Genomic DNA, 23,222 nt, shown 5'->3' on the forward strand with positions numbered 1-23,222 from the left:
GATCAGAATCCTTCCAACAAACACGCTCTAGCCTTCTGGGACTTTTCGAGCGAATCGAACCAGTATTCATTGAGCAACGGACCGATCTCCGTATCGACCACCTGGCGGAACCATTCCCGGGCATCACTGATCGGAATACCAAACGGTGGTGTGACATAACTGTGTCCCACCCTGAACTGAGACCCGAGGCTAATGTCGGCTGAAATTTCGTTATTGAGGGCAATGAGACGTTTCTCGATTTCGACAAGAATTTCTGAATCAATACCGCAGTGAGATTGAACCCAATCGCGCCAGAGCTTGCCGAACATGGGCTCAAGCTCAATGAAGGCAAAGCGGCGACGCAACGCCAGATCGACCAACGCAAGGGAACGGTCAGCAATATTCATCGTACCGATGACATAGAGGTTGTCTGGGATAAAAACACGTTCGCCATCTGACCGTTTGTAGGAAAGCTCAAGGGCCTCATTCGGGGTTCTTTTATCCGCCTCAAGGAGCGTAAGCATCTCACCGAAAATCTGTGCTGGATTCCCGCGATTAATCTCTTCAATGACTACAACATGCCTCAACGTTGGAGCTTTCGAGGCCGCCTTCATCATCTCTACAAAAGGTCCATCCACAAGCGTGAGTTTACCGTCCCCCACCGGCCGCCAACCCCGAATAAAATCCTCGTAAGATAAATTTGGATGAAACTGCACAGCACGGACTTTGCTATCGTCGCGTTGCCCCATCAAAGCGAAAGCCAATCGCTTGGCCAGCCAGGTCTTTCCTGTGCCAGGTGGCCCTTGGAGGATCAAGTTTTTCTTGGTCCGAAGACGCTCGAGAATCTTTTCTAGTTTTTCCCGCGCAATAAAACATCCATCCGTAATAATGTCATCGACGGAGTAAGGTTCAATGGGTGCAGCCGTTACCTCTACCTCGGATGTGGCATCCCCTTCGTCATCCTGCACATCAGGGTCTGTGGCATTAGGGTGGGCAGATGTCGCACTATCCTTGAAAAGCCAAGCGGCAAGTGACAACTCCGGAAATGAGTGAACAGGATACGCATCCTCTTGGAAGCGAGCCTCAAGGGTGTCCAGCATTGCCAGATAATCAGTAGCATTACAGCGTCCCTTAGGACCGTTCATATCAATCTGAATGTTGAGTTTCTTGTTGATGTAACGCTGGGACTGGCCATCAAGGGTTGGAAAATTCCAGGGACGAATCCAGTACAACCCCATGGTAAGGTTCCACCCCACCCCATAGCGCTGCGTCGCGTTGTCGTAGGCTGAGACAAATGCCGACCGAGTCTCTACATCATCCGATTCCGCAAAAGCGATTGCCTGGGCAAAGACTTCCCAGAGGGTGTCAATATCATCTGGTTGGCGCTTGTTGTCGAACCCGAAAAACCATGACTTCTGATTGTTGAGAATGGGTATCCCTTCAAAGGAGTCTGGAACAGGCTCAGACACTCCAAGCAGACTGGCAAGCTCGCTCGCAATAGCTTTGCGATTTGCATCGGTGATCCCACGGTTAAATATGCCCATGGCCGTAAATGGGCAGATGTCCTTAATGGGGCCAGAGGAACCATCCGCGAATTGGTCCTGCAGGTTTGAAAGACTATTCACTTTAGAGGCAATAACGTGGATTCCGGCAATCAGCTCATCTCGCCTATTCCGAAAGGTAACTAGTTTGTCGGCTATCGCCTCGTAAAAGTGGGTCCAGCTAAAGCGGCGTTTGTCGACGGTGCTGTCACCGAAACGTTCTCGCCAGTAAGGGGCGTTGCGGAACCGGTTGATGTCTTGTGCCTTTTCCTCGAATGTGAATCCGATCAAAGCGTCTGTGGTCCAGTCGCCAGGCAAGACCCGCCAGACCGTGCTTCTATTGGTGTAGAAATACCACTCACGCGGAGGGTCGAAAGGTTTCCAGTCAACCGTCAAGGTGCGGCCGTCACCACGATTCTCTCTTACCGTGCCAATAGCTTTGATAGCCATAACGGAAACGGTTTGGTCTCGGTTATCAAAGGGAAGATCGTGCTTCCGCGTATAGGAGGACTTTATCGCAATACGGTCCCCCACCTGGATGGACTTCACTGCGTCGAGGTATTTGTCCTGATACCCATTTTCCCAAATACCTCCCTGCAGAAAACGGAGGGTTTGATCATCAGTGCCGCCGTATGAAGCACCAACAAACCAACAGGCTCTAGCCCCGGCGCCTTCAGGTTTAGAATTCATATCCAGGTCTCCATTATTATTTTCCTAGTTTCCAATCACCCTCATCGATCTCGAAAGGATCCGATGTGGAGCTATGGATGCAGCAGCCGAAGCCGTGTTACCTCAGCAGTTTCACATGCTATTACCGTTTCATTAGGGCGATGAGGGCCTTGTCGGACTGAGTCGCCACCCCGATGGCTCTTAAAGTTGAAGTCGCTGGTGGTAATAATTAGGTTTTGTTCATGCTGTCATGATCAGGCCCCTTGTGGGGAGCCTTACGATACCACTCCAAGTTTTCGCTGCGAAGCCTAGGTCTGTCTCATCTCCTCCTCCGGCTCATCGTATTTCACCATTGCAATACCATAGGTTCCTTTAGACTTATCAGCATTGCAGTTGTGTTGGGACTTACGCTGACGGCTCACTGAGCTCAGAAATCAACTGGAGGTATGTGAACCGCTTTGGCATGATCAGATGATTAGTCAGCACTCCGTGGTCTGCCCCTGCGAGAGGGAGTGCGGCTGATCTCCATACGCCCGAAGGTCCGACGACCGGCTGGCAATCCCGCCAATATCTGCGTATCCAGCTTGGTCAGATAACTCAGCGCATTAATCAGGTGTATACGCTTGACTGTATCGCTGTAGTGCACCATCCCAATCCCATCAGTACCCCATCTCTGATATTCCTCCCGCCTGACCTGGCAGTTGAAATAGGTCCCGTTATTGTCGGTCATATCCTCCCACAGATCCCCCAGCGCTCTACTCAGCGAGATATCTCGTTGGTGTACAGCCCCATTAAAAATGAACGTAATGTGGGTATGAAAATGTCTATCAACACCGTACTCCAGTTTCCAGATATACCCCATCAATGCAGGATATTTATTCTGTATTCGACGAAGGTAACAACGTAGGTCATTCGTCACGAGGTCTAACGTGAGCTGGTCGTAGTAGTCTTCGTGATAGCCGATATCCAATCGGATGACTAATAGCTTGGCATGCTGGTCGAATAGGCTATTAACATAAGTCGCTATACTGAGCTGATTGCGGTTCTCAGCGCGTTTGAGGTTATTGAGGCGCTTACGGTGCGCCTTACTCTTGAGCTCTCTTAGAAACGCATACAGAGCGTTATTGATATCCCTGGCTAATTCGTCACCGACATCACTATCGAGAGATCTCTCATGGATGAGGTGCAATCCATAAACCTCTCGCATATGCGTTAGGAATAGCGCTACCGTTGGATGCGCTGACGATACCTCCTCATGACAATAAAAATAATGACACACAGTATCCAATACATTAAAGAGTTTGGTTGATAGCCTACGGTCAATGCAAGTGATGCGTGACTTACCTAGGGCTGAATCAACAGCCCTGACAATAGGGAGCGTTGTATTTTGGAACAGGTCTGTTATGGATAGGATATCTAATAGTCTGACTGAGTTAAACATGAAGGCCTCGCTTAGGCAGGAGTAACCCTACGCTGTGTGATAGACACACGCGTATATAGGGGCGATTGATGGAGTGGTATTGGCTAACTATGTTGGTGGTAGCATGACCACCACATGGGAGTGATGTAATGGTACGCGATAGTGGTAATGGTTATTGGGTGTATATGGGTGGCTGTACATAGCGTAGGAATAGTATTGAATAGAAGTGATATTAAATAATAAATATACCTAAATGTGATATGCCTGCCTCACCTACGAAAATACCAAAAAACATATATAAGAAGGAATGGCTATTTCCCTAATCCATTAGCCTATCAAGGCATGATTTATAACACTGGAAGTTATGGAGCTCACTAAGGGCATTCAAGACTGGCTTCTACCAATAAGCCAGCTATCAATATCGTGCTCAAACCAGCCAATAGAGGACTGACCTATCTTGAAAGGTTTAGGAAATGTCTCGTCATAACGAGGAGACTTGGGGTTAAGCCAGTCATAGATAGTAGACCTGGCCATGCCAATCTTGTTGGTGAGGTCTTTGATGCGCAGGACTTTGATGGTGTTGTTCATGGTGTACTCCTGATGATGTAGTGGGTTGTTTCATCAGAAGAGCGAGCCAGTTAAAAAAAAGATGGTAGTTCAGCGAGCTGAGTGGTCATGATGCCAAATACAAGTATGTGCCTTCATATTGGTAACTTTCTATGGTTTGGAATGGTCACCCTCTCGGTGCGCATAGGTAGCGATAGCCGGAGTAATAGCCATACAGGTAGGAGCATGCACATAGCCCATGAAGGATGATTGAAAACTCAAAAGAGTTTCGCTTTGCCATGCAAAGTCACTTCCCATGTTAAGTGTGATCATGGTTGTGTATCGTGATTTACAGCTAAGTGTGCAGCCGAGCCATCTAGATGTCTACGTTTGCTTCTTTGCATTTTTATCGTGATATTCAGGCGGAGTTATGGTTGTTTGATAGACAAGTAATTCATCATCACAGCTAGTGACGTAAAAGGAGAAAACTCATGACTGACGAAATTGATGTGATAGCAAAAGAAGAAAGGAGGAGAGTAGATAAGGGTGAAACAGAAGAAATAATTAAAAAGTTTTCAATTTATGAGTATAGCGATTCCCTACTGAAAGCAGCTCAAAGAAATAGAACTTATGCCCATATTGCAGCTACGATAAGTAGAGGCCTTATGCTCAAAACATCTGAAATTGATGACTATAGACTTCGTTTTATAAAATCTTTTGGGGTGGATCGGCGCCATTACCTGAAAAGAAGTCGGATTGTTTCGGGTGACGCTGATTTCTTTGAACGAATTTTTATGTTGCTTAGATATATTAGGACTATTCGAAAATACAGTTACTACCATTTACCTATGATTGGTCGGCGGATTTTTGAAATAAGTAATTTGGAAGATGAGAAGAGTGTTAGTAAGGCATTCGAATTAATAAAGGAGCGAATGGCAAGTCAAAAGAATTTATTGCCTGTGTATAGTGCGGCACAGAAGAAAGAGGTTAGAAAAATACTTAGAAAGCTAATTTCTTCAAATATTAACGCATTTATTTCAGATGAAGACTTTGGGAGGCGTTTCAATGTGCACCCTGCAGTGCCATACTTTATTAAAGCTATAAAGTTTCATAGACTGTCAATTGATGGTGATATTGATTTCAATGAATATTACTCAGATGATGTTATTGGTGGATTGGTAAGCTTTCTTAACGTTGTCTTTGACTCGAACAGCTATAAAGAAAGTGTAAGGGTGAGAGTATTTAATGTTGAGCAAAATATTAAATCCATATTTGGCTACGTAAAAGAAAAAGAGGAAGGGAAAGCTCGTTATGTGGTCAGGTTTAGCTTGGGTTTCAAACAAGAAATAGAAAATATGTATGCTAAATATGATGACATCCATATTGAGTCAAGTAATGTAGCTACACAGCCTGAAACAAAAGGCTTGGATAAGGAACCATTGAAAATTGCTTCCCAAGCCGAAGGCTTCAAAGATAAGCTAGAAGAGTTAGTAGAAGGACGGCGCAAGCTTTTCATAAACTGCTTGAGAAATCCATTGTTTAGGCATGTAGATGGATATATTTGGAAGTTGGACTATTGCTCTGTCAGAGGATACTACATGCATGTTTTTTTGTTTTTAGGTCGAGGGTGGGAGCATAAACTTGACATAAGAGAGACGATCGGGCAGCTCTGGAAAAGTACTATCATAAAAGACGGCGAAGGGGATGTTTTTGCTTATCCTGGAGATCGGTATGAGTTTAATTTGATGGATGGTGTTAATAGTAGTCATGCTTTATATGAAGAGTTAGAATCTCTATTTAGGCAGGATATTTTAGCCCATGTGGACACAATCCTTTCAAATGGTAAAAAAGCACGTTCATTTGGTAAGGGAGCACAACGCAAGCCAGTAAGGAATAGATCTAAATATAAATTTTAGCAACAGCCTAAGGATTAAAGTAAATCCACAAAATTTAGCAATGGATTACTCAAGCACGCTAAAAAACTAAATTCGCAGCTTTTGGCGTTATACTTTCATGGCTCGAGCGAAGTATTGCTCATATCTGTGCTTTCTGGCTGGCCAGAGGCGATAAAGCTGAGCATTCCAAGTGGCAGGAGGTCTATCAGGAGCACCTGCAACATACCACCTGACAGGCAGGGCTAATGGCCAGGGAAGGCGCCGCATCAGCTATGTGCCCATCAGGTGGCTGCGTAGCATATCAGGCTAAACAGGCTCATAGAAGGAAGCGGCCATCGGCCGCTTCCTTCTTAGGTCTGATTGAGCTGAAAACTCAGCGTTTACCGAAGGTCCCTTGGATTACGTTCCCCATAACATCAGGTGATTTTTCTACTTCATGTTGGGCTATTTGATGTTTCACAATATCCCCCCACCGAAGAAATAAACTCCTCAGTTTTTCAGGGTTACGTAAAGCACCCGCCTGATAAGTTCGCAGGAGTTTGTCACTGATCTGGTGGTTCAGCATATGCTCTATCTCTAGAGGTCCTGCACCAAGTTCAATTCCACAGCAGTTTGCAACACTGCGCCGCAGGTCGTGTACGCTAAAAGGCTCAAGTTCAGCCAGCTTACGCTTCTGTAGCCGGTCAAGGGCACGCATAAGTGCGTCACCAGTGATGGCATGACCCAGCTTCGTCGAGGATTCGAACACATATGGACTGGTAGAGGAGGTTATAATTCGCTGCTCTGAAATGATTTCCTGAGCCAAAGGCGACAAGGTCACCACATGCGGGCGCCCATTCTTGGTTTCCGGGATCGTCCAGCGATCACCATCCAAGTGTGCCCATTGCATCGATATCACTTCACCTCGACGAACCGCGCTCAATATGACGATTTTAATTGCATTGGCGACACTTCCAGAAAGAACAGAAGTCGTAGCAATGCCACGGCCACCAGCTGTTAACGCTCCGCCACCTTCAACGCCCTCTTCTAATGCATGCCACAAGGCTCGTAATTCAGAGATTGGTAGCCAGCGATCTCGAGGTGGATTGGGGGTCGCATTGTACACTTTGGGTTTGAGTGCCAACGTGGGGCTCATCTCGATAAGCTGTCGTCGCATAGCCTCCTCCATCACCTGGTTCATTATCCCCATTGCTTTGCGAAGCCCTTCCAGAGAGACCTTCTGTAGCTTCTGATAGTGTTGGTGGAGGACGGCCATGGTGATATCGCAAACTCGATATTTACCAAGGACCTTTTGCAAGTGTGTTTGGTAGATTCGACGATAATCAGTGACGGTTCGAAGGCTAATCTCTGATCGAACGCCATCACGGCGTTTTACGCTGGCTTTGTGGCTAAGCCATTGCTCAAACAGTTCATCAAGCACGAGCATCTGTTCGTTCTTTTGTTTAGCTTCTGCAACAACCTGACGGGGATCGATGCCCTGTTTGACTTGCCCCACCGCAACACAATGTCGCTCACGAGCTTGAGCAAGTCCCATCGCAGGGTATAGTCCAAGTACCATGGTTTGTTGCTTGCCAAGTAGCCTAAATCTATACACGAAGCGTTTTTGCTTACCGGCCCGAACCTCGAGTGATAACCCGTTACCATGTTTAGAGCTGATAGCAAATCGGGTTGCGGTTGCACCTTCTTTAAGCTCTGCTGCCGCGACTTGTCGATCTTGAGAAATCATCCTAAAACCTCGTATTGGGGTACCACATGGGGTACCACATTTGGCATCGTATAGGGTTGTATGTCGTTGGACAAGAGTGAATTTGGCGTGTATTTAACTCATTGAATTTAATGTAAATGAATTTTTTTGTTGGATTTATCAAGACAGGATTAAACGTGAGTTTATTGACTTCGTAATGCGAAGGTCAGGAGTTCGATTCCCCTTATCGGCACCATATAAAACAAAGGGTTAGCTTCTCATCGAAGCTAACCCTTTGTGCTTTTGGGCTGGTGGCCCCTTCTCATCTCCCTCTTTTGCTATCGCGATACCAAGGAGGAAGGCCTGCGGCCAACCCTCCCGGCAGGCGGCTACTCAGGTTTTGCTATTTTCCCCTCAGGCAACCTCGATGCTTGGTTTGGCCGGTTCCTTCTGCATGGAGAGCTCTCCAGCTTGCGACGGGGATTCCATCTTGTCGATGCGTACCGCTGCCACCTTGAATTCGGGGATCTTGGCGTGCGGGTCGGTGGCATTGATGGTGAGCCGGTTGGCCGGGGCTTCGGCGAAGTGGAACGGGATAAAGACCACGCCCGGTTGCATCCGCTTGGTGACGAAGGCGGGCAGCTCGATATGGCCGCGGCGGCTGGTGACCTTCACCCGCTCACTGTTGCTGATCCCCATCCGCTCGGCGTCCGCCACGCTCATCATCACTCGCGGGCCAGCCAGTTTGTCGAGCCCCCTGGTCTTGCGGGTCATGGTGCCGGTGTGGAACTGCTCCAGCAGGCGGCCGGTAGTGAGCACGATGGGATAGGTCTCGTCGGGCAGTTCGGCGGCATAGCGGAACGGGGTCGCGACCATCTCCCCCTTGCCGCGAGTGAACTGCTTGCCGTGGAGCAGGCGAGTGCCTTCGGGCGCCGCGTCGTTGCACGGCCACTGCAGCCCTTCTACACCCACCTTGTCCCACTGGATGCCGGCGTATTGCGGGGTAACCCGGCAGATCTCTGCGGTGATCTCCTGCGGGTGTTGATAGCGCCAGTCGCCACCCATGGTGTTGGCGATCTGCTGGATGATCCACCAGTCCTCCCGCGCGTCACCCGGCGCCTTGAGGGCGGGGGAGATGCGCTGCACCCGCCGCTCGGTGTTGGTGAAGTGGCCGCTCTTCTCGGCAAAGGAGCAGGAGGGGAGCACTACATCGGCCAGCTGGGCGGTTTCGGAGAGGAAGATATCCTGCACCACCAGAAACTCCAGTTGCTTGAGCCCTTCGATGACGTGATGTTGATCCGGATCGCTCAGCACCGGGTTTTCACCCATCACATAGAGCCCCTTGATGCTGCCCGCACAGGCGGCATCTATGGTCTCGGTGAGGGTGAGGCCCGGTGTGCGCGGCAAGTCTGGCTGCTGCCAGGCTGCTGCGAAACGGGCATGCACCTCGGGGTTGGCCACCTTCTGATAGCCTGGCAGGCAGTTGGGTAGCGCCCCCATGTCACAGGCGCCCTGCACGTTGGATTGGCCCCGCAGCGGGTTGATGCCGCCCCCTTCGATACCGATGTTGCCGCACAGCAGTTGCAGGTTGGCGATGGCTCGCACGTTGTCGTGGCCGGTGGTGTGCTGGGTGATCCCCATGGAGTAGTAGATGGCGGTGCGCTCGGCGGTGCCGATGAGGCGCGCGAGCTCGATCACCTGCTCGGCCGGTACGCCGGTGACGAGGGCCACCTTGTCTGGCGCATAGGTGGGGGAGAGAACCTCCGCTTGCAGCGCTTCGAACCCTTCCACCCGCGCGGCGATGTAGGCCTTGTTGTGCCAGCCGTGCTGGATGATCTGCTGCATCAGGCCGTTGAGCAGCATCACGTCGGTGCCGGGGCGATGGGCCAGATAGAGGCTGGCATGGTCGGCCATCTCGATCCGTTTCGGATCGGCCACGACCAGCCGCGCCTTGCCCATGGTGATGGCCCGCTTGATATGGGAGCCGATGATGGGGTGGGCCGCAGAGGTATCGGAGCCGATGATGAAGATGAGATCCGAGTGATCAATGCTCGGGATGTCGTTGGTCATGGCGCCGCTGCCGAGTGACGCCTCCAGCCCGGTGACGGTGGAGGCGTGGCAGAGCCGTGCGCAGTGATCCACGTTGTTGGTGCCCAGCTCCCGGCGCATGAACTTCTGGAACAGGTAGTTCTCTTCGTTGGTGGTTTTGGCCGACGAGAAACCTGCCAGCGCATCGCTGCCATAGCGCTGGCGCAGGGCGGTGAAGCGTTCGGCAACCAGCTGAATGGCCTCTTGCCAGCTGGCGGGCACCAGCTCGCCATTTTTACGGACAAGCGGGGTGGTGAGGCGCTCCTCGCTCTGGATAAAGTCAAAGCCGAAGCGCCCCTTGACGCAGAGCAGCCCCTGATTGACCGGCGAGTTGCGATTTCCCTCCACATAGCGGATGCGGTTGTGCGCCTCATCGACATAGAGGGTGACGCCGCAGCCAACTCCGCAGTAGGTGCAGATGGTATTGACCGGCGTGAGCAGCTCGGTGCGCCCCTGCGACTTGTCGCGGGCATCCACCAAAGCGCCGGTGGGGCAGACCTGTACACAGGCGCCGCACTGCACGCAGTGGGAGTCGCCCATCGAGAGCCCCGTGTCGAACTGCGGGCGGTTCGAGAGGGTGCCATCGCTGTGCTTGGCAAAGCGCAGCACCCCTTGTACCGCTTGCTCACCACAGGTCTGCACGCACTGGCCGCAGCCGATGCAGCGGTTGGCATCGAACACGATAAATTCGCTGCTGTTATCCACTGCAAACTTCTGGCACTGGCTGGTATCGAGGGCGCGCTGGTCGACCTTGTATTCGGTGGCGTAGTCGCGCAGTGCACAATCGGTGTTGGCCTGACAGCCGCACTCGAGGCAGCGGCTGGCTTCGCTGCGGGCATCGGCATCACTCAAACCACGCTCCACCTCGGCAAAGCTGCCCTCGCGATCCTGCTCTGCCAGATGGGGCATGATGGTGCGGGCGACTCTTTTCAGGTGAGCAAACTGGGCGGGATCGACCTGCTTGAGTTTGGGGGCCTTGCAGGCGTTGAAAGGGCGAACCGGGTCGATCATGTCACCGTGGAGGAACTGATCGATGGCCAGCGCCGCCTTGCGGCCATCGGCAACCGCCTCGATGGCGGTGGCGGGCCCGCGGCGCAGATCGCCGATGGCGAACAGGTTGCCGTGGCCGCTGTGCATGGTCTCGGGATGGGACTCCAGCGTCTGCCAGCGGGTGAAGGGGAGGGTGAGGGGCTCCCCTTCCATAAAGCTGAGATCAGGCTGCTGCGACACTGCCGCAATCACGGTATCAAACTCTTCAATGAGGTACTCGCCGGTGGGCTCCGGGCGGCGGCGACCGGAGGCATCCGGCTCGCCGAGGGCCATCTTCTCGAGGCGCACCTGACAGACGCGACCACGGCTGTCCGGCAGATTCTCCACCGGATTGGTCAGCATCATGAAGCGCACCCCTTCGTGCTCCGCCTCGTCAATCTCATATGCCTCGGCGGGCATCTCGGCGCGGGTGCGGCGATAGATGAGGGTGGTTTCGGCGCCGAGGCGTACCGCTGTGCGGGCGCAGTCGATGGCCGTGTTGCCGCCGCCGATCACCGCGACTTTCTTGCCGGTGGTGAGCCGCTTGGCCAGCATCCGATCCTTGAGGTAATCGACCCCGAGATAACAACCTGCCAGGGTGCTGCCCGGGTAATCCATCGGTACCGCCTTGGAAGCGCCGACTGCCAGACAGACCGCATCATAGTCGCGGCACAGCGCCGAGAGGGTGATCTGGTGGCCCAGTCGTTGCCTGGTGTGGATCCGCATGCCGCTTTGGCACATCAGGTCGATCTCCTGATCGAGGATCGCCTTGGGCAGCCGGTATTCGGGGATGCCGTAGCGCAGCCAGCCACCCGCTTCGGGCATCGCCTCGAACAGATCGACCTCGAACCCCTCGTAACCCAGATAGTAACCGCAGGTGAGGCCGCCCGGGCCGCTGCCGATAATGGCCACCCGCTTGCCCTTGGCGGGCTTCTTTGCCGGTTGATAGGGGGCAACCTCGGCCAGATCGAGATCGGCGGCATGGCGCTTGAGCTGACGAATGGCGAGCGGCTCATCCACCAGCGCGCGGCGGCACTCGGCCTCGCAGAATGCGGGGCAGACCCGGCCAATGGAGAGGGGCATCGGCAGGGTCTGCTTGATGACGGCCATGGCCGCCTCGTGCTCCCCCATGGCGATGTGATGCAGATAGGATTGAATGTCCACCCCGGCCGGACAGGCGCGTTGGCAGGGGGCTTCGCAATCGGCGTAGTGATCTGCGAGGATGCGGCCGAGCGCCTGCTGGCGGTGTGCGCGCAGGGCATCGCTTTGGGTCGTGATCATCATCCCTGCCTCGGGGCGCGTCTCGCAGGCGCGCCGGATGCCGAGCCCGGCAATCTCGACCACGCAGAGATCGCACGGCGTTTTGGGAGCGCTGGTGTTGTCACCGCATAGGGAGGGGATGTCGATCTGGTGCTGTTTTGCTATCTGGAGCAGGGTCTGGGTCGGGTCAACCGTCAACTGAGCTCCATCGAGGGTGATGGTGAGCATGGCGTCATAACTCGGTTTCAAGGCGCAGAAAATGCTGCATCTGGCTGGGCCAGCAGGGAAGCGATAGAGAAGACCGCTTGGTATGACCTCACCATACCAAAGATGATATGCAACTTTATTTGATTTAACTCAGGTTCTTTGTCTAAAAAGAAAACGATTTCACCCGTGGTGGCTCTTTGTGGAACGATAACCCGGTGCTGGCTACCTATATCTAGTTAAAACATGGTGTTGTATTGATGTTTATGGCTATTCAAGCAGCTTTAAACTGTATTTTTGATGGTATTTATCCGTGATGGAATGGCGAAGTTTGTCATAAAATGTGCAACTTTTGTTTCGGTTTGTGGGGCGGCAAGCGACATTGGGAGCAGCCGAACAGGCAGTGCTGGCTACTCCTTTTTGCCTGCATTCAACTCGCTGCGTGGGTGTAGCGCTATCTGGTGGGCTGATTCGCCCCCAGCTCGCGCTCAACGTAGAGATAGCCAATCCCCATCACCTGCTGGGCGCGGCTGAGCTGGCCAAAACGGATGTGGGTGGCATTGACGGCATCGCTGCAGTCGAACGGGTTGGCACCGGTCTGGTGGATGATGGTCTGCAGCCACTCCTCGCCAAAACCGCAGCTGCGACCATAGAGCCAGATGTGGTTGATGTTGAGGATGTTGAGAAAATTGTAGAGGCTCAGGCCAATGGCGCGGGCTCCTTCGTCCACCATGGCCCGGATCATGGGTTCTCCCTGCTGATAGCGTGCCAGCAGCTGGGCTGTGTCGACACGCCCCTCCGCCAGCACAGCGGGATCTGTCCCCTGCTGCTTGAGAAAGACCCGGGCTCGCTTCTTGATGGCCGAGAGGGAGGCGACCGTCTCCAGACAGCCGTAACGGCCGCAGGCACAGGCGCTGCCATCCGGGTTGATGATGGTGTGGCCGATCTGGCCGCTGCCAAACAGGGCACCCCGGTAGATCTGGCCATTGATGATGAAGGCTGAACCGATGCCGTAGTCGACGTTGATGACGCAAAAATCGCCGACGTTTTCCTCGCCCTGCCACTTCTGGGCCAGCGCCAGCATGATGCAGTCGTTGTCCACCATCACCTCGCAGCCGAGGCGCTCCTCCAGCAGATACTTGAGCTCGACCGGTGCGTGCCAGGGGGCTTGTGGCATGGTCTGCGACACCCCGCTGGCCGGGTTGACCTGACCGTGTACCGCGATGGCCAGCCGGATCGCCAGCCCCTTGTGGCGGCGCTTGTGCTGGTAGTAGCAGGTCTCGATCAGGCGCAGCAGCTCGTCCGGGGTTTGCGGCGCAATTTTCTGGCCGGCGTAGTCGTCGAGGGGGGTGATCAGGTTGTCCACCAAAATGCTCTCCAGACTGGTGGGGCTGATATTGAGACAGAGGATCGCCCCCTGACCGCTGGCGATGCGGTAGCTGCCGCCATTGATGCCGCGTTGGGAGAGGTTCTGCTCGCTGTGGCTGATGGCCCCCTCAGCCACCAGCTCGTCGAGGATCTTGCTGACCGCCGGAATGGAGAGCTCGCAGTGGCGCGCCAGGGTGGACTTGCTCGCCTCCTTGAGCTGGTAGAGCAGAGCCAGCAGCACCTGCTTGTTGTGGTGGCGTACCTTCTGGTTGTTCAACCCTGTGCTCATCACTTCACTAAACTCCGCTTACTGTATTGCGTGATCTTTCAGCAATTAATGGTGGTTTAACCATTCTAATCTGGTCTCACTGAAATTTTTACTAACAAGTATTAAGTGAGGCGAGATTGATGAGAGCTGATGTCAAGGTCTGGGTCGAAACTATCACCCTGCCGACCTACGAGGTGGGCGCCGAAGATCCCAACCCCATGTTTCTCGAGAAGCGGGTCTATCAGGGCTCCTCGGGGGCCGTCTATCCCTATGGCGTGATCGATACCCTCACCGGTCAGAAGCAGATGAAGTCCTATCGGGCGGTCTGGCTGGAGAACGACTTCATCAAGGTGATGCTGCTGCCGGAGCTGGGCGGTCGCATCCACCGAGCCTACGACAAGGTGATGAATCGCGACTTCGTCTATTACAACGAGGTGATCAAACCTGCGTTGGTGGGGCTGGTGGGGCCCTGGATTTCCGGCGGCATCGAGTTCAACTGGCCGCAGCACCACAGACCCACCACTTTCATGCCGGTGGACTTCACCATTACGGAACTGGAGGGGGGCGCCAGGACTGTCTGGCTCGGCGAGGTGGAGCCGATGCGTGGTTTGCAGGTGATGGCGGGCTTCACCCTCTATCCCGACAAGGCGCTCATCGAGATCACCGGCAAGGTGTTCAACGGCAACGACACACCGCGCCATTTCCTCTGGTGGTCCAACCCGGCAGTGAAAGGGGGCGATGCCCACCAGAGCGTCTTCCCGCCCGATGTCACCGCCGTCTACGACCACGGCAAGCGCGACGTCAGCGCCTTCCCCATCGCCCGTGGCACCTACTACAAGGTGGACTACTCCGCCGGAGTCGATATCTCCCGTTACCGCAATATTCCGGTGCCCACCTCGTATATGGCGGACAAGTCTGACTATGGCTTCGTCGGTGCCTACTGCCATGACGAGCAGGGCGGGTTGTTGCACGTGGCGGATCACCACGTTTCGCCGGGCAAGAAGCAGTGGAGCTGGGGCAATTGTGACTTCGGTCTGGCCTGGGATCGAAACCTGACCGACGAAAACGGCCCCTACATCGAGCTGATGACCGGGGTCTATACCGACAACCAGCCCGACTTCACCTGGCTGGATGCGGGGGAGGAGAAAGTGTTCGTGCAAAACTTCCTGCCCTACAACACCCTCGGCACTCTGCAAAACGCCAACACCCGCGCCGCCATCAAGCTGGAGCGCAGCGATGACGGCCTTGTCTGCGGGGTCTATGCGGTAGCGCCACTTCGCGGGGCCAGCTTCGAGGTAAGCGACGAAGGCGGCGTACTGTTTACGCAACCTCTGGATCTGCAGCCGGGTCAGGCCTGGCTTGAGCCGCAGGCCATCACCAGCGAGGGACGTTTGCAGGCCCGTCTGCTGGATGAACAGGGTCAGTGCGTGCTGAGTTATCTCGAGCATCAGCCCGCGGGCGAAGCCCTGCCGGATCCGGCCACCGCGCCGGAGCCCGCCGTCAATCTCGACTCGGTCGACGAGCTCTACTTCATCGGCCAGCATCTGGAGCAGTATCTGCACGCCAGCCGTTCGCCCTTTGATTACTACCTGCGGGGGCTGGAGCTCGATGGCGGCGACTATCGCTGCAACCTGGCGCTGGCGACCCTGGAGTACAACCGTGCCAACTATGAGCTGGCGCTGGTCTACGTCAATCAGGCGCTAACCCGTGCCCATCGCCTCAACAAGAATCCCCAATGTGGCAAGGCGAGCTTGCTGCGCGGCCATATCGAGGAGCGACTCGGCCAGTTCGATGCAGCCTTTGATGACTTCTACAAGGCGACCTGGAGCGGCAACTGTCGCGATGGCGGCTTCCTCGGGCTGGCCCGTATCGCCATGGTGCGCCGCGATGCCTCGCAGGGGCTGCAATTTGTCGAGCGCAGCCTCGCCGTCAACGGTACCCACTACGGCGCCATCGCTCTCAAGGGGTTGGCGCTGCTGGAGTCTGGTGAGCAGGAGGCGGCCATTGCCTATATCGACGAGCAGCGCGTTCGTTATCCACTTCACTATCAGCTGGCCTTCCTGCGCTGGCTGGCAAGCGAGCAGCCGAACGATCTTGAAGCGCTGCGCACCCTGTGCAACGGGCGTGGCACCAACCTCTGCTTCCTCGTCAGCGAACTGCTGAGCTGGGGTCGCCCCGAGCTGGCGCAGCAACTGCTCTCAACACTGCAGGTGGAGGAGACCCTGCCGCTGCTGTTCGAGGTTGCATTGTTGCCGGAAGGTGAGGCGCAGGATGCCCTGCTGGCGCGAGCCGAGCAGGCGTTTGGCCGCAAGGTGCGCTTCCCCAACACCCTAGGCGAGGTGGCCATGCTGGCGCAGCTTTCCCACAGCTGGTTTGCCAGCTACCTGCTGGGCTGCTTTCACTACAGCAAGCGCAACTACGGGCAGGCGATTGCCTTGTGGCAGCGGGTGTGCGAGCAGGCACCGGACTTTGCCCCGGTCTGGCGCAACCTCGGTATTCACCACTTCAACAAGGCGGGTGATATGGCGGCGGCCGAGCAGTGTCTGCGCCGGGCCTTTGCCCTCAAGCCGGACGATGCGCGACTGCTGTTCGAGCTGGATCAACTGCACAAGCGTTGTGCCATGGCTCCTGCAGAGCGGCTGGCGCTGCTGGAGGCGCACCGTGCGGTCGCCCTCAAGCGCGACGATCTGACCGCCGAACTGCTCAGCCTCTATCACATTACCGGTCAGCTGGATGCGGCGGCCGAGATCTTGCGGCTGCGCGAATTCCACCCCTGGGAGGGGGGTGAGGGCAAGGTGACCGGCCAGTACCTCATCAACCAGCAGCGCCGTGCCTTGGTGTTGATGACTCAGGGACGCCACGAGCAGGCTATTCCGTTGCTGCAACAGGCGTTGCACTATCCCCTCAATCTGGGGGAGGGGCGTCTGGTTGGGCAAACCGACAATGACATCCACTTCCTGCTGGCGCTCTGCCATCTGGCCTGTGACAACCAGAGTCTGGCGGCCCAGTGCCTGCAACAGGCTTGTCTGGGTCAGGGTTCGCTGGGGGCCAGCCGCTACTACAACGATCAGCCGGTGGATTATCTCTTCTATCAGGGTATGGCGCTGGCTCGTCTTGGACGGGTTGCCGAGGCGCAGCGTCTGTTTGAAGGGATGGTCGGCTGGGCCGAGCAGGCAATGGGCGAGTCGGTCGAGGCGGACTTCTTTGCCGTCTCGCTGCCGGATCTCATCGTGCTGGATGACGACCCGCAGCACAAACACCACCAGCACTGTCTGCTGGTCCGGGCGCTCGGCCAGTTGGGGCTGGATCAACGCGAAGCGTGTACCCAGACCCTGCGCGAGCTGCTGACCCTCAACCCGGCCCACGACAAGGGGCAGCTGTTCGCCCTGATCTGCCGCGAGCTGTCACTCAATCCATCACAGCCATAACAACAACGGGCGCCCCGCCACGGTACGGGGCGCCACTGCACCCTACAATCGACAAGATAATAAGGATGAGTCATGGAACACACTCAACATCGCTCGGATACGCACCGGCTCAACATGGGCTACGTCTGGATGATCTGCCTGGTGGCCGCCTGCGGAGGTCTGCTGTTTGGTTACGACTGGGTGGTCATCGGTGGGGCCAAGCCCTTCTATGAGGCCTATTTCTCCATCACCGATCCGGCCCAGTCGGGCTGGGCAATGAGCTCGGCGCTGGTGGGCTGTGTGCTGGGGGCAGCTATCTCTGGCTGGTCAGCCGACCGCTTCGGCCGCAAGAAGCCGCTGATCCTGGCCGCCATCCTATTTACCATCTCGGCATGGGGCACGGCTGCGGCCAGCAACTTCGATCTGTTCGTGGTCTATCGCATCGTAGGGGGGATCGGTATCGGTCTGGCTTCTGCGCTCTCGCCCATGTACATCGCCGAGATAAGCCCAGCCGACAAGAGGGGCAAGTTCGTCGCCATCAACCAGCTCACCATTGTCATCGGCGTGCTGGCTGCTCAGTTGGTGAACCTGATGATCGCCGATCCGGTTGCGAGCAACGCCACTCAGGCCGATATTCTGGCGACCTGGAACGGCCAGTCCGGCTGGCGCTGGATGTTCGGGGCCGAACTGGTACCTGCGCTGGCGTTTCTGGTGCTGATGTTCTTCGTGCCGGAGTCACCACGCTGGCTGGCCAAAGATGGCCAGTATGAGCAGGCGGCCCGCATGCTCGGCAAGATTGGCGGGGATGCCTATGCCAAGCAGACGCTGGCCGAGATCCGCCAGACTCTGGTGGGTGAGTCGGTGCACAAGGTATCGCTGGCGGAGCTGGGCAAACCCTCGGTGCGCCCCATCCTCATCATCGGCATGGTGCTGGCGGTGTTCCAGCAGTGGTGCGGTATCAACGTCATCTTCAACTATGCGCAGGAGATCTTTGCCTCCGCCGGGTTTGACATCAACAGCACCCTCAAATCCATCGTCGCCACCGGTCTTATCAACCTGCTGTTTACCCTGATCGCGCTGCCCATGGTGGACAAGCTTGGCCGTCGCAAGCTGATGCTGATTGGCTCGACGGGGCTGACCATCATCTACGGCATGATGGCGGCGGCCTATGCCACAGGCGTACTGGGCGTGCCGGTATTGCTGCTGGTATTGGCGGCCATCGCCATCTATGCGCTGACGCTGGCGCCGGTGACCTGGGTGCTGCTCTCCGAAATCTTCCCGAACCGGGTGCGCGGGCTGGCGATGTCGGCCGGAACCCTGGCGCTCTGGATCGCCTGCTTCGTGCTGACCTACACCTTCCCGCTGCTTAACGCCGGGCTGGGGGCCGCTGGCAGCTTCCTGCTCTACGGCATCATCTGTTTCGCCGGTCTCATCTTTATCTATCGCAAGGTGCCCGAGACCAAAGGGGTGACGCTGGAGGCACTGGAAGCCCAACTGGCCCAAGGCAAGGTGGAGCTGACGCCGACCAAGGCGAGCGCCTCGGCATGACGGTTTACACATTGAGCAACCCGCATCTTCGGATGCGGGTTTCAACCCAAGGAGCCTGTGTGTTGGGGCTGGAGGATGAGCAGGGGCGACCGTTGTTGCGCGATAGTGACCCCGGTGCATCTTGTCATCCCAGCGAAAGCGCCCTCTTTCCCATGGTGCCGCTGGCCAACCGGGTGGCAGGCAATCGTTTTGAGTTGTGGGGGAAGGAGCATGGCTTGCCAGAAAGCCCGGTTGATCCCGACTTCTTCCTGCATGGCGATGGCTGGTTGCTGCCATGGCAGCGGGTGGCAGGCTCAGCCAGTTCGGTGACGCTGCAGCTTGCCAGCCAATGCGTCCCTTTTCACTATCTGGCCGAGATTGACTATCGGTTACAGGGGGTGAGCCTGATCGCACGTATCAGTCTGACCCATCTGGGGGAGGCGCCCTGTCTCTACGGCGCCGGTTTTCATCCCTTCTTCTGGCGCGACGAGCAGACCAAGATTCGCTTTCTGGCGAGTGGCGTCTGGCAGGAGGGAATGGATAATCTGCCGACCGATTGGTCGAGCAGGCTTGCGCCCCACCTCGACTTTCGCCAGTGGCAGCGCCCACAAGGGTGGCTCAACCACTGTTACGGTGGCTGGCATGGTACGGCCGAGCTGGAGCATCCCGCTCGTCGGCAGCGGTTGAAGGTGGCCAGCGACGCCTCCTTCCTGATGCTCTATCAGCCGGATGAAGCGAGCGGTTTTGTTTGTCTTGAGCCCCAGAGTCATGCCGCCAATGCCCACCATATGGCCGGTCACCCCGGCCTGCGTCTACTGCAGCGCGGTGACACCATGAGCATCGCCATGACCATCACCCTGATGCCTGAACCGACAACACTTTGTAAGCCATAGCTAGATCAGCGGTGGTATTGTGCGGGTTGGGTGTTTGCCGAAAACGGAGAAATAAAAAGGGCCACCTCTTGCGAGGTGGCCCTTTCCAAACGTTTGGTGGAGCTGGGGGGATTTGAACCCCCGTCCAAAATTACTACATCCTTGGTACTACATGCTTAGTCACTCTTTACATTCGCCAACCCGCTGCGGAGAGACACGCCACGAATTGACTAGCTCGATTGGTTTTAATGCTTCCGCCCCGAGCAGGACTTCCACACGATCCTGTGAAGGATGACCTTCCGATTCCCTAGGACACAGGCAAGCTAGGGTAGAAGGGCTCAGCGCAGGTTATTAAGCTGCGAGTGCGTAGTTTTCGTCGTTTGCGACTATTTTTTTGCGGTTTATTAACGAGGCCTACCGCACCTCGGCATGCACCTTGGGTTTCGTGAATCTTGTCGAATCCAGAATCAGCCCCAAGTTGTTAAGAGCGATTGTACGCAAAAATGCTGGTATGGCAAGGCGTTGATGGCTATTCCCGCCAGCTGGTGGTCTGTTTGCCGATTTATTGTGCGCAGTGACCGGGGGAAGGGAACCGGAAGTGAGGTGTCCGGACGGGAATCGCCCGGACAGCAGAGAGTTAGCCGCGGTACTTGTTTTTCATGATGCGCGCTTTTTCCCGATCCCACTCGCGGGCCTTGGTATCTTCGCGCTTGTCGTGCTCTTTCTTGCCCTTCACCAGACCGATCTCGACCTTGACCCAGCACTGTTTCCAGTAGAGGGCGAGGGGGACGACGGTATAGCCCTGACGGGCAATCAGGCTTTCGAGTTTGTCGAGTTCACGACGGCTCAGCAGCAGTTTGCGGGTACGGGTCGGGTCACACACCACATGGCTGGAGGCCGCTTGCAGTGGCAGGAAGCTGGAGCCGAACAGGTAGGCTTCGCCATCGCGGAAGATGACATATGCTTCGCTGATGTTGGCCTTGCCCGCCCGCAGGGATTTGACTTCCCACCCTTGCAGGGACAGACCCGCTTCGATCTTCTCTTCGATGAAGTATTCGTGGCGCGCGGTTCTGTTGAGTGCAATGGTGCTGGACCCGGCTTTGTTTTTACTGTTTTTTTTGCTCATGACGGGCGATTTCCGGCAATGACTAGGAGGCTCGTATTATACGTAGGCGGGGGCGGCTGTAAAACGCGCGACGGGTCAAGTGGCCGCTTTCTGAGCAGTTTGGCCGAGGTTTTACCTCCAAAAGCGCCAACATGGTGATAAAATCGCGGCGATTGGATGAGGAAAAGCCATGCCCCGTATTACTCGCAGTGCCCTGGTGATGTTCAGTGCCGAACAGATGTTCAAGTTGGTCAACGATGTGAATGCCTATCCGCAGTTTCTGCCCGGCTGTGTCGGCAGCCGTGTTCATGAGGCGGGTGACGATTACATGATGGCGTCGGTCGATGTGGCCAAGGCGGGCATCGCCAAAACCTTTACTACCCGCAACCAGCTGGATGTAAACCGCCAGATCAGGATGGAGCTGGTGGACGGCCCCTTCAGCAAGCTGGCTGGCTGGTGGACCTTTACTCCCCTCGACGTGGATGCCTGCAAGGTGGAGTTTGACCTCGATTTCGAATTTACCTCCAAGCTCATCGAAGTGGCCTTTGGCCAGGTGTTCCGCGATCTGGTGAGCTCCATGGTCTCCGCGTTCTCCAACCGGGCCAAGGTGGTGTACGGTGCCTGATCAGCTCAATATCGAAGTAGTCTATGCCCTGCCGCAGCGTCAGACGGTGATTGCGCTGCGGGTCTCTCCCGAGACCTGCGTACAGGCTGCCATCGAGCAGTCCGGCATCGTGCAAAAACACCCCGAGATCGATCTTGCAGTCAACAAGTTCGGCATCTATAGCCGCCCGGTAAAAGGGAGCGATCTGCTGCAGGATGGCGATCGCATCGAGATCTATCGCCCGCTCATCGCCGATCCGCGCGAGATGCGCAAAAAGCGTGCCGAGAAGGCCAAGGAGGAGGGGCGTGCCGATGCTGTGACCGGCGGTCGTCCCAATACCAACCGCAAGCGTGGTGATGGCCAACCGGCTGAGTGACATTGCGCCGCGGCAAGCGGTTGGCAAATAAAAAGGCGCCGATGGGCGCCTTTTTGATCCTGTTTGCTCAGGTTTCCGAGCTGATGGCCACCGGGTTTATCCCTTGATAAGAGCCGAATTCCCCAGTCTGGCATGGGCCCACGCTGCCAGCAGATCAACCCCGCTCTGCATCACCCGCTCGTCGAAATCGAAGGCGTTGTGGTGGTGCGGCGCTGCCAGATCGGCGCCAAGGATCAGGTAAGCCGCTTCGCCCCCCTGCTTTTGCACCCGCTCCATCAGAAAACCGGCATCTTCGCTGGCGCCAAAGCGGCGAGTCTGGATGGTGGCGAGCCCCTGCTTGCGAGCCAGCGCCGCCAGCTCGGCCTGCAGTGCCGGGCTGTTATCGAGCGCGATGGCCTCACCCTGCTTGATGATGCGGTAGGTGACGCCGTGGGCAAGGGCGGTGCCTTCGACGATGCGCTGCACCTGGCTGAACATGTAGTCGTTGAGGGCGCTGTCGGCGCCGCGGGTTTCACCGTGCAGTTCGGCATGGTCGGGAATGACGTTGCGCCCGCTGCCGGCGTGGAGCTGGCCGATGTTGATGCGGGTCATGCCGTCGCGGTGGCGCGGAATGCCGAGCATGGCGGTGGTAGCCATGCAGGCGGCAGCCAGCGCATTGCTGCCGGCATTGGGCTCGAGCCCGGCATGGGCGGCGGTGCCCATGAAGTGGACGTCGAACTTGGTTGAGCAGAGGAACTCGGTGGGGTTGATCACCAGCTCGCCGCTGCCGGCATGAATGCCGATATGGAGCGAGAGCAGGGCATCCACGTCATCAAGCGCTCCGCCAGCGGCCAGCGCCTTGCCACCGCGGCACCCCTCTTCAGCGGGTTGGAAGAAGAGCTTGATGCGCCCGCACAGCTCCTCTTTCATCGCCATCAGGCGGCTGGCCAGCCCCAGACCGATGGCGGTATGGCCATCGTGGGCGCAGGCGTGCATCCACCCCTTGTTGTGGGAGGCAAAGCCCTCCTGCTGCGGCAGGTGCTGCTCGGCGGCAGACTCCTCCACCTCCACGGCATCGATGTCGAAGCGAAAAGCCAGAGTCGGGCCGGGGCGGCCGGTATCCAGCTCTCCCATCAGCCCGGTCACGTCGCCAATGCGCTCCAGCCAGTCGGGATGGGCACCCTGACGGCGGGCGCGGGCTTTCTCGGCGGCCACATCGACATCGCGCCCCATCATCAGATTGCTGGCCAGCAGCTTGTCGCCAAGCACGATGTGATAGCCGAGTTCATTCAGATGGTGGGCAATCAGGCTGGTGGTACGAAACTCTTTCCAGGCCGCTTCCGGCAGGCGGTGCAGGTCGCGGCGCCACTGGATCAGGTGCTCAAGGGTCATCCTGGCTTC

The 23,222-nt window shown here is 56.2% G+C and carries 14 protein-coding genes and 1 other RNA gene; 6 read left to right on the top strand and 9 right to left on the bottom strand.

Annotation, left to right across the window (positions count from 1 at the left end; genetic code table 11):
- Nucleotides 1-2 precede the first annotated feature (2 nt).
- The 3 genes from AAHA39_RS07760 to AAHA39_RS07770 form a co-directional block, all read right to left on the bottom strand.
- Nucleotides 3-2,210, bottom strand: a complete 2,208-nt coding sequence (locus AAHA39_RS07760) for an McrB family protein (protein ID WP_160882119.1) — start codon at nt 2,208-2,210, stop codon at nt 3-5.
- Nucleotides 2,211-2,664: 454 nt separating this feature from the next.
- On the bottom strand, nt 2,665-3,630 hold the full coding sequence (locus AAHA39_RS07765; RefSeq protein ID WP_320656876.1) for a YagK/YfjJ domain-containing protein: 966 nt from the start codon (nt 3,628-3,630) through the stop codon (nt 2,665-2,667).
- A 363-nt stretch (nt 3,631-3,993) separates the two neighbouring features.
- On the bottom strand, nt 3,994-4,197 hold the full coding sequence (locus tag AAHA39_RS07770; protein WP_136501422.1) for a helix-turn-helix transcriptional regulator: 204 nt from the start codon (nt 4,195-4,197) through the stop codon (nt 3,994-3,996).
- 449 nt (nt 4,198-4,646) lie between these two features.
- On the opposite strand from AAHA39_RS07770, the gene AAHA39_RS07775 reads away from it, so the two are divergent.
- Complete coding sequence (locus AAHA39_RS07775; protein WP_320656877.1) at nt 4,647-6,071, top strand: hypothetical protein; 1,425 nt, start codon at nt 4,647-4,649, stop codon at nt 6,069-6,071.
- 352 nt (nt 6,072-6,423) lie between these two features.
- Here the strand turns inward: AAHA39_RS07775 and AAHA39_RS07780 are convergent, their stop codons facing one another.
- From AAHA39_RS07780 to AAHA39_RS07790, 3 genes are all read right to left on the bottom strand, one after another.
- The gene (locus tag AAHA39_RS07780; protein WP_136501424.1) at nt 6,424-7,776 is read right to left on the bottom strand and encodes a tyrosine-type recombinase/integrase; all 1,353 of its coding nucleotides are present in this window, start codon (nt 7,774-7,776) and stop codon (nt 6,424-6,426) included.
- Between the two features lie 372 nt (nt 7,777-8,148).
- Nucleotides 8,149-12,360 carry a formate dehydrogenase subunit alpha gene (gene fdhF / locus AAHA39_RS07785; RefSeq protein ID WP_320656878.1) on the bottom strand — a complete coding sequence of 1,404 codons (4,212 nt, stop codon included), beginning with the start codon at nt 12,358-12,360 and terminating at the stop codon, nt 8,149-8,151.
- A 409-nt stretch (nt 12,361-12,769) separates the two neighbouring features.
- Nucleotides 12,770-13,972 (bottom strand): ROK family transcriptional regulator, encoded by a 1,203-nt coding sequence (locus tag AAHA39_RS07790; protein ID WP_320656879.1) that lies wholly within the window; start codon nt 13,970-13,972, stop codon nt 12,770-12,772.
- 119 nt (nt 13,973-14,091) lie between these two features.
- On the opposite strand from AAHA39_RS07790, the gene AAHA39_RS07795 reads away from it, so the two are divergent.
- The 3 genes from AAHA39_RS07795 (at nt 14,092) to AAHA39_RS07805 (ending at nt 19,778) form a co-directional block, all read left to right on the top strand.
- The gene (locus AAHA39_RS07795) at nt 14,092-17,379 is read left to right on the top strand and encodes a DUF5107 domain-containing protein (RefSeq protein WP_320656880.1); all 3,288 of its coding nucleotides are present in this window, start codon (nt 14,092-14,094) and stop codon (nt 17,377-17,379) included.
- 72 nt (nt 17,380-17,451) lie between these two features.
- Complete coding sequence (locus tag AAHA39_RS07800) at nt 17,452-18,906, top strand: sugar porter family MFS transporter (RefSeq protein ID WP_320656881.1); 1,455 nt, start codon at nt 17,452-17,454, stop codon at nt 18,904-18,906.
- Nucleotides 18,903-19,778 (top strand): aldose 1-epimerase, encoded by an 876-nt coding sequence (locus AAHA39_RS07805; protein WP_320656882.1) that lies wholly within the window; start codon nt 18,903-18,905, stop codon nt 19,776-19,778. The genes AAHA39_RS07800 and AAHA39_RS07805 overlap by 4 nt, the downstream gene beginning before the upstream one ends.
- A gap of 94 nt (nt 19,779-19,872) precedes the next feature.
- On the opposite strand, the gene ssrA is transcribed toward AAHA39_RS07805, so the two are convergent.
- Nucleotides 19,873-20,232: a transfer-messenger RNA gene (gene ssrA / locus AAHA39_RS07810) on the bottom strand.
- Between the two features lie 162 nt (nt 20,233-20,394).
- Nucleotides 20,395-20,883 carry an SsrA-binding protein SmpB gene (gene smpB / locus AAHA39_RS07815; RefSeq protein ID WP_005344095.1) on the bottom strand — a complete coding sequence of 163 codons (489 nt, stop codon included), beginning with the start codon at nt 20,881-20,883 and terminating at the stop codon, nt 20,395-20,397.
- Nucleotides 20,884-21,052: 169 nt separating this feature from the next.
- On the opposite strand from smpB, the gene AAHA39_RS07820 reads away from it, so the two are divergent.
- The gene (locus tag AAHA39_RS07820; RefSeq protein WP_005344096.1) at nt 21,053-21,487 is read left to right on the top strand and encodes an SRPBCC family protein; all 435 of its coding nucleotides are present in this window, start codon (nt 21,053-21,055) and stop codon (nt 21,485-21,487) included.
- Nucleotides 21,480-21,842 (top strand): RnfH family protein, encoded by a 363-nt coding sequence (locus tag AAHA39_RS07825; protein WP_104014309.1) that lies wholly within the window; start codon nt 21,480-21,482, stop codon nt 21,840-21,842. Before AAHA39_RS07820 ends, AAHA39_RS07825 begins: the two co-directional genes overlap by 8 nt.
- Before the next feature lie 96 nt (nt 21,843-21,938).
- Here the strand turns inward: AAHA39_RS07825 and AAHA39_RS07830 are convergent, their stop codons facing one another.
- Entirely contained in the window at nt 21,939-23,213 is a 1,275-nt protein-coding gene (locus tag AAHA39_RS07830) for an amidohydrolase (protein ID WP_041208746.1), read from the bottom strand.
- Nucleotides 23,214-23,222: the final 9 nt, after the last annotated feature.

This window comes from Aeromonas sp. SE22 (genome assembly GCF_038739755.1).
Lineage (GTDB): Bacteria > Pseudomonadota > Gammaproteobacteria > Enterobacterales > Aeromonadaceae > Aeromonas > Aeromonas jandaei.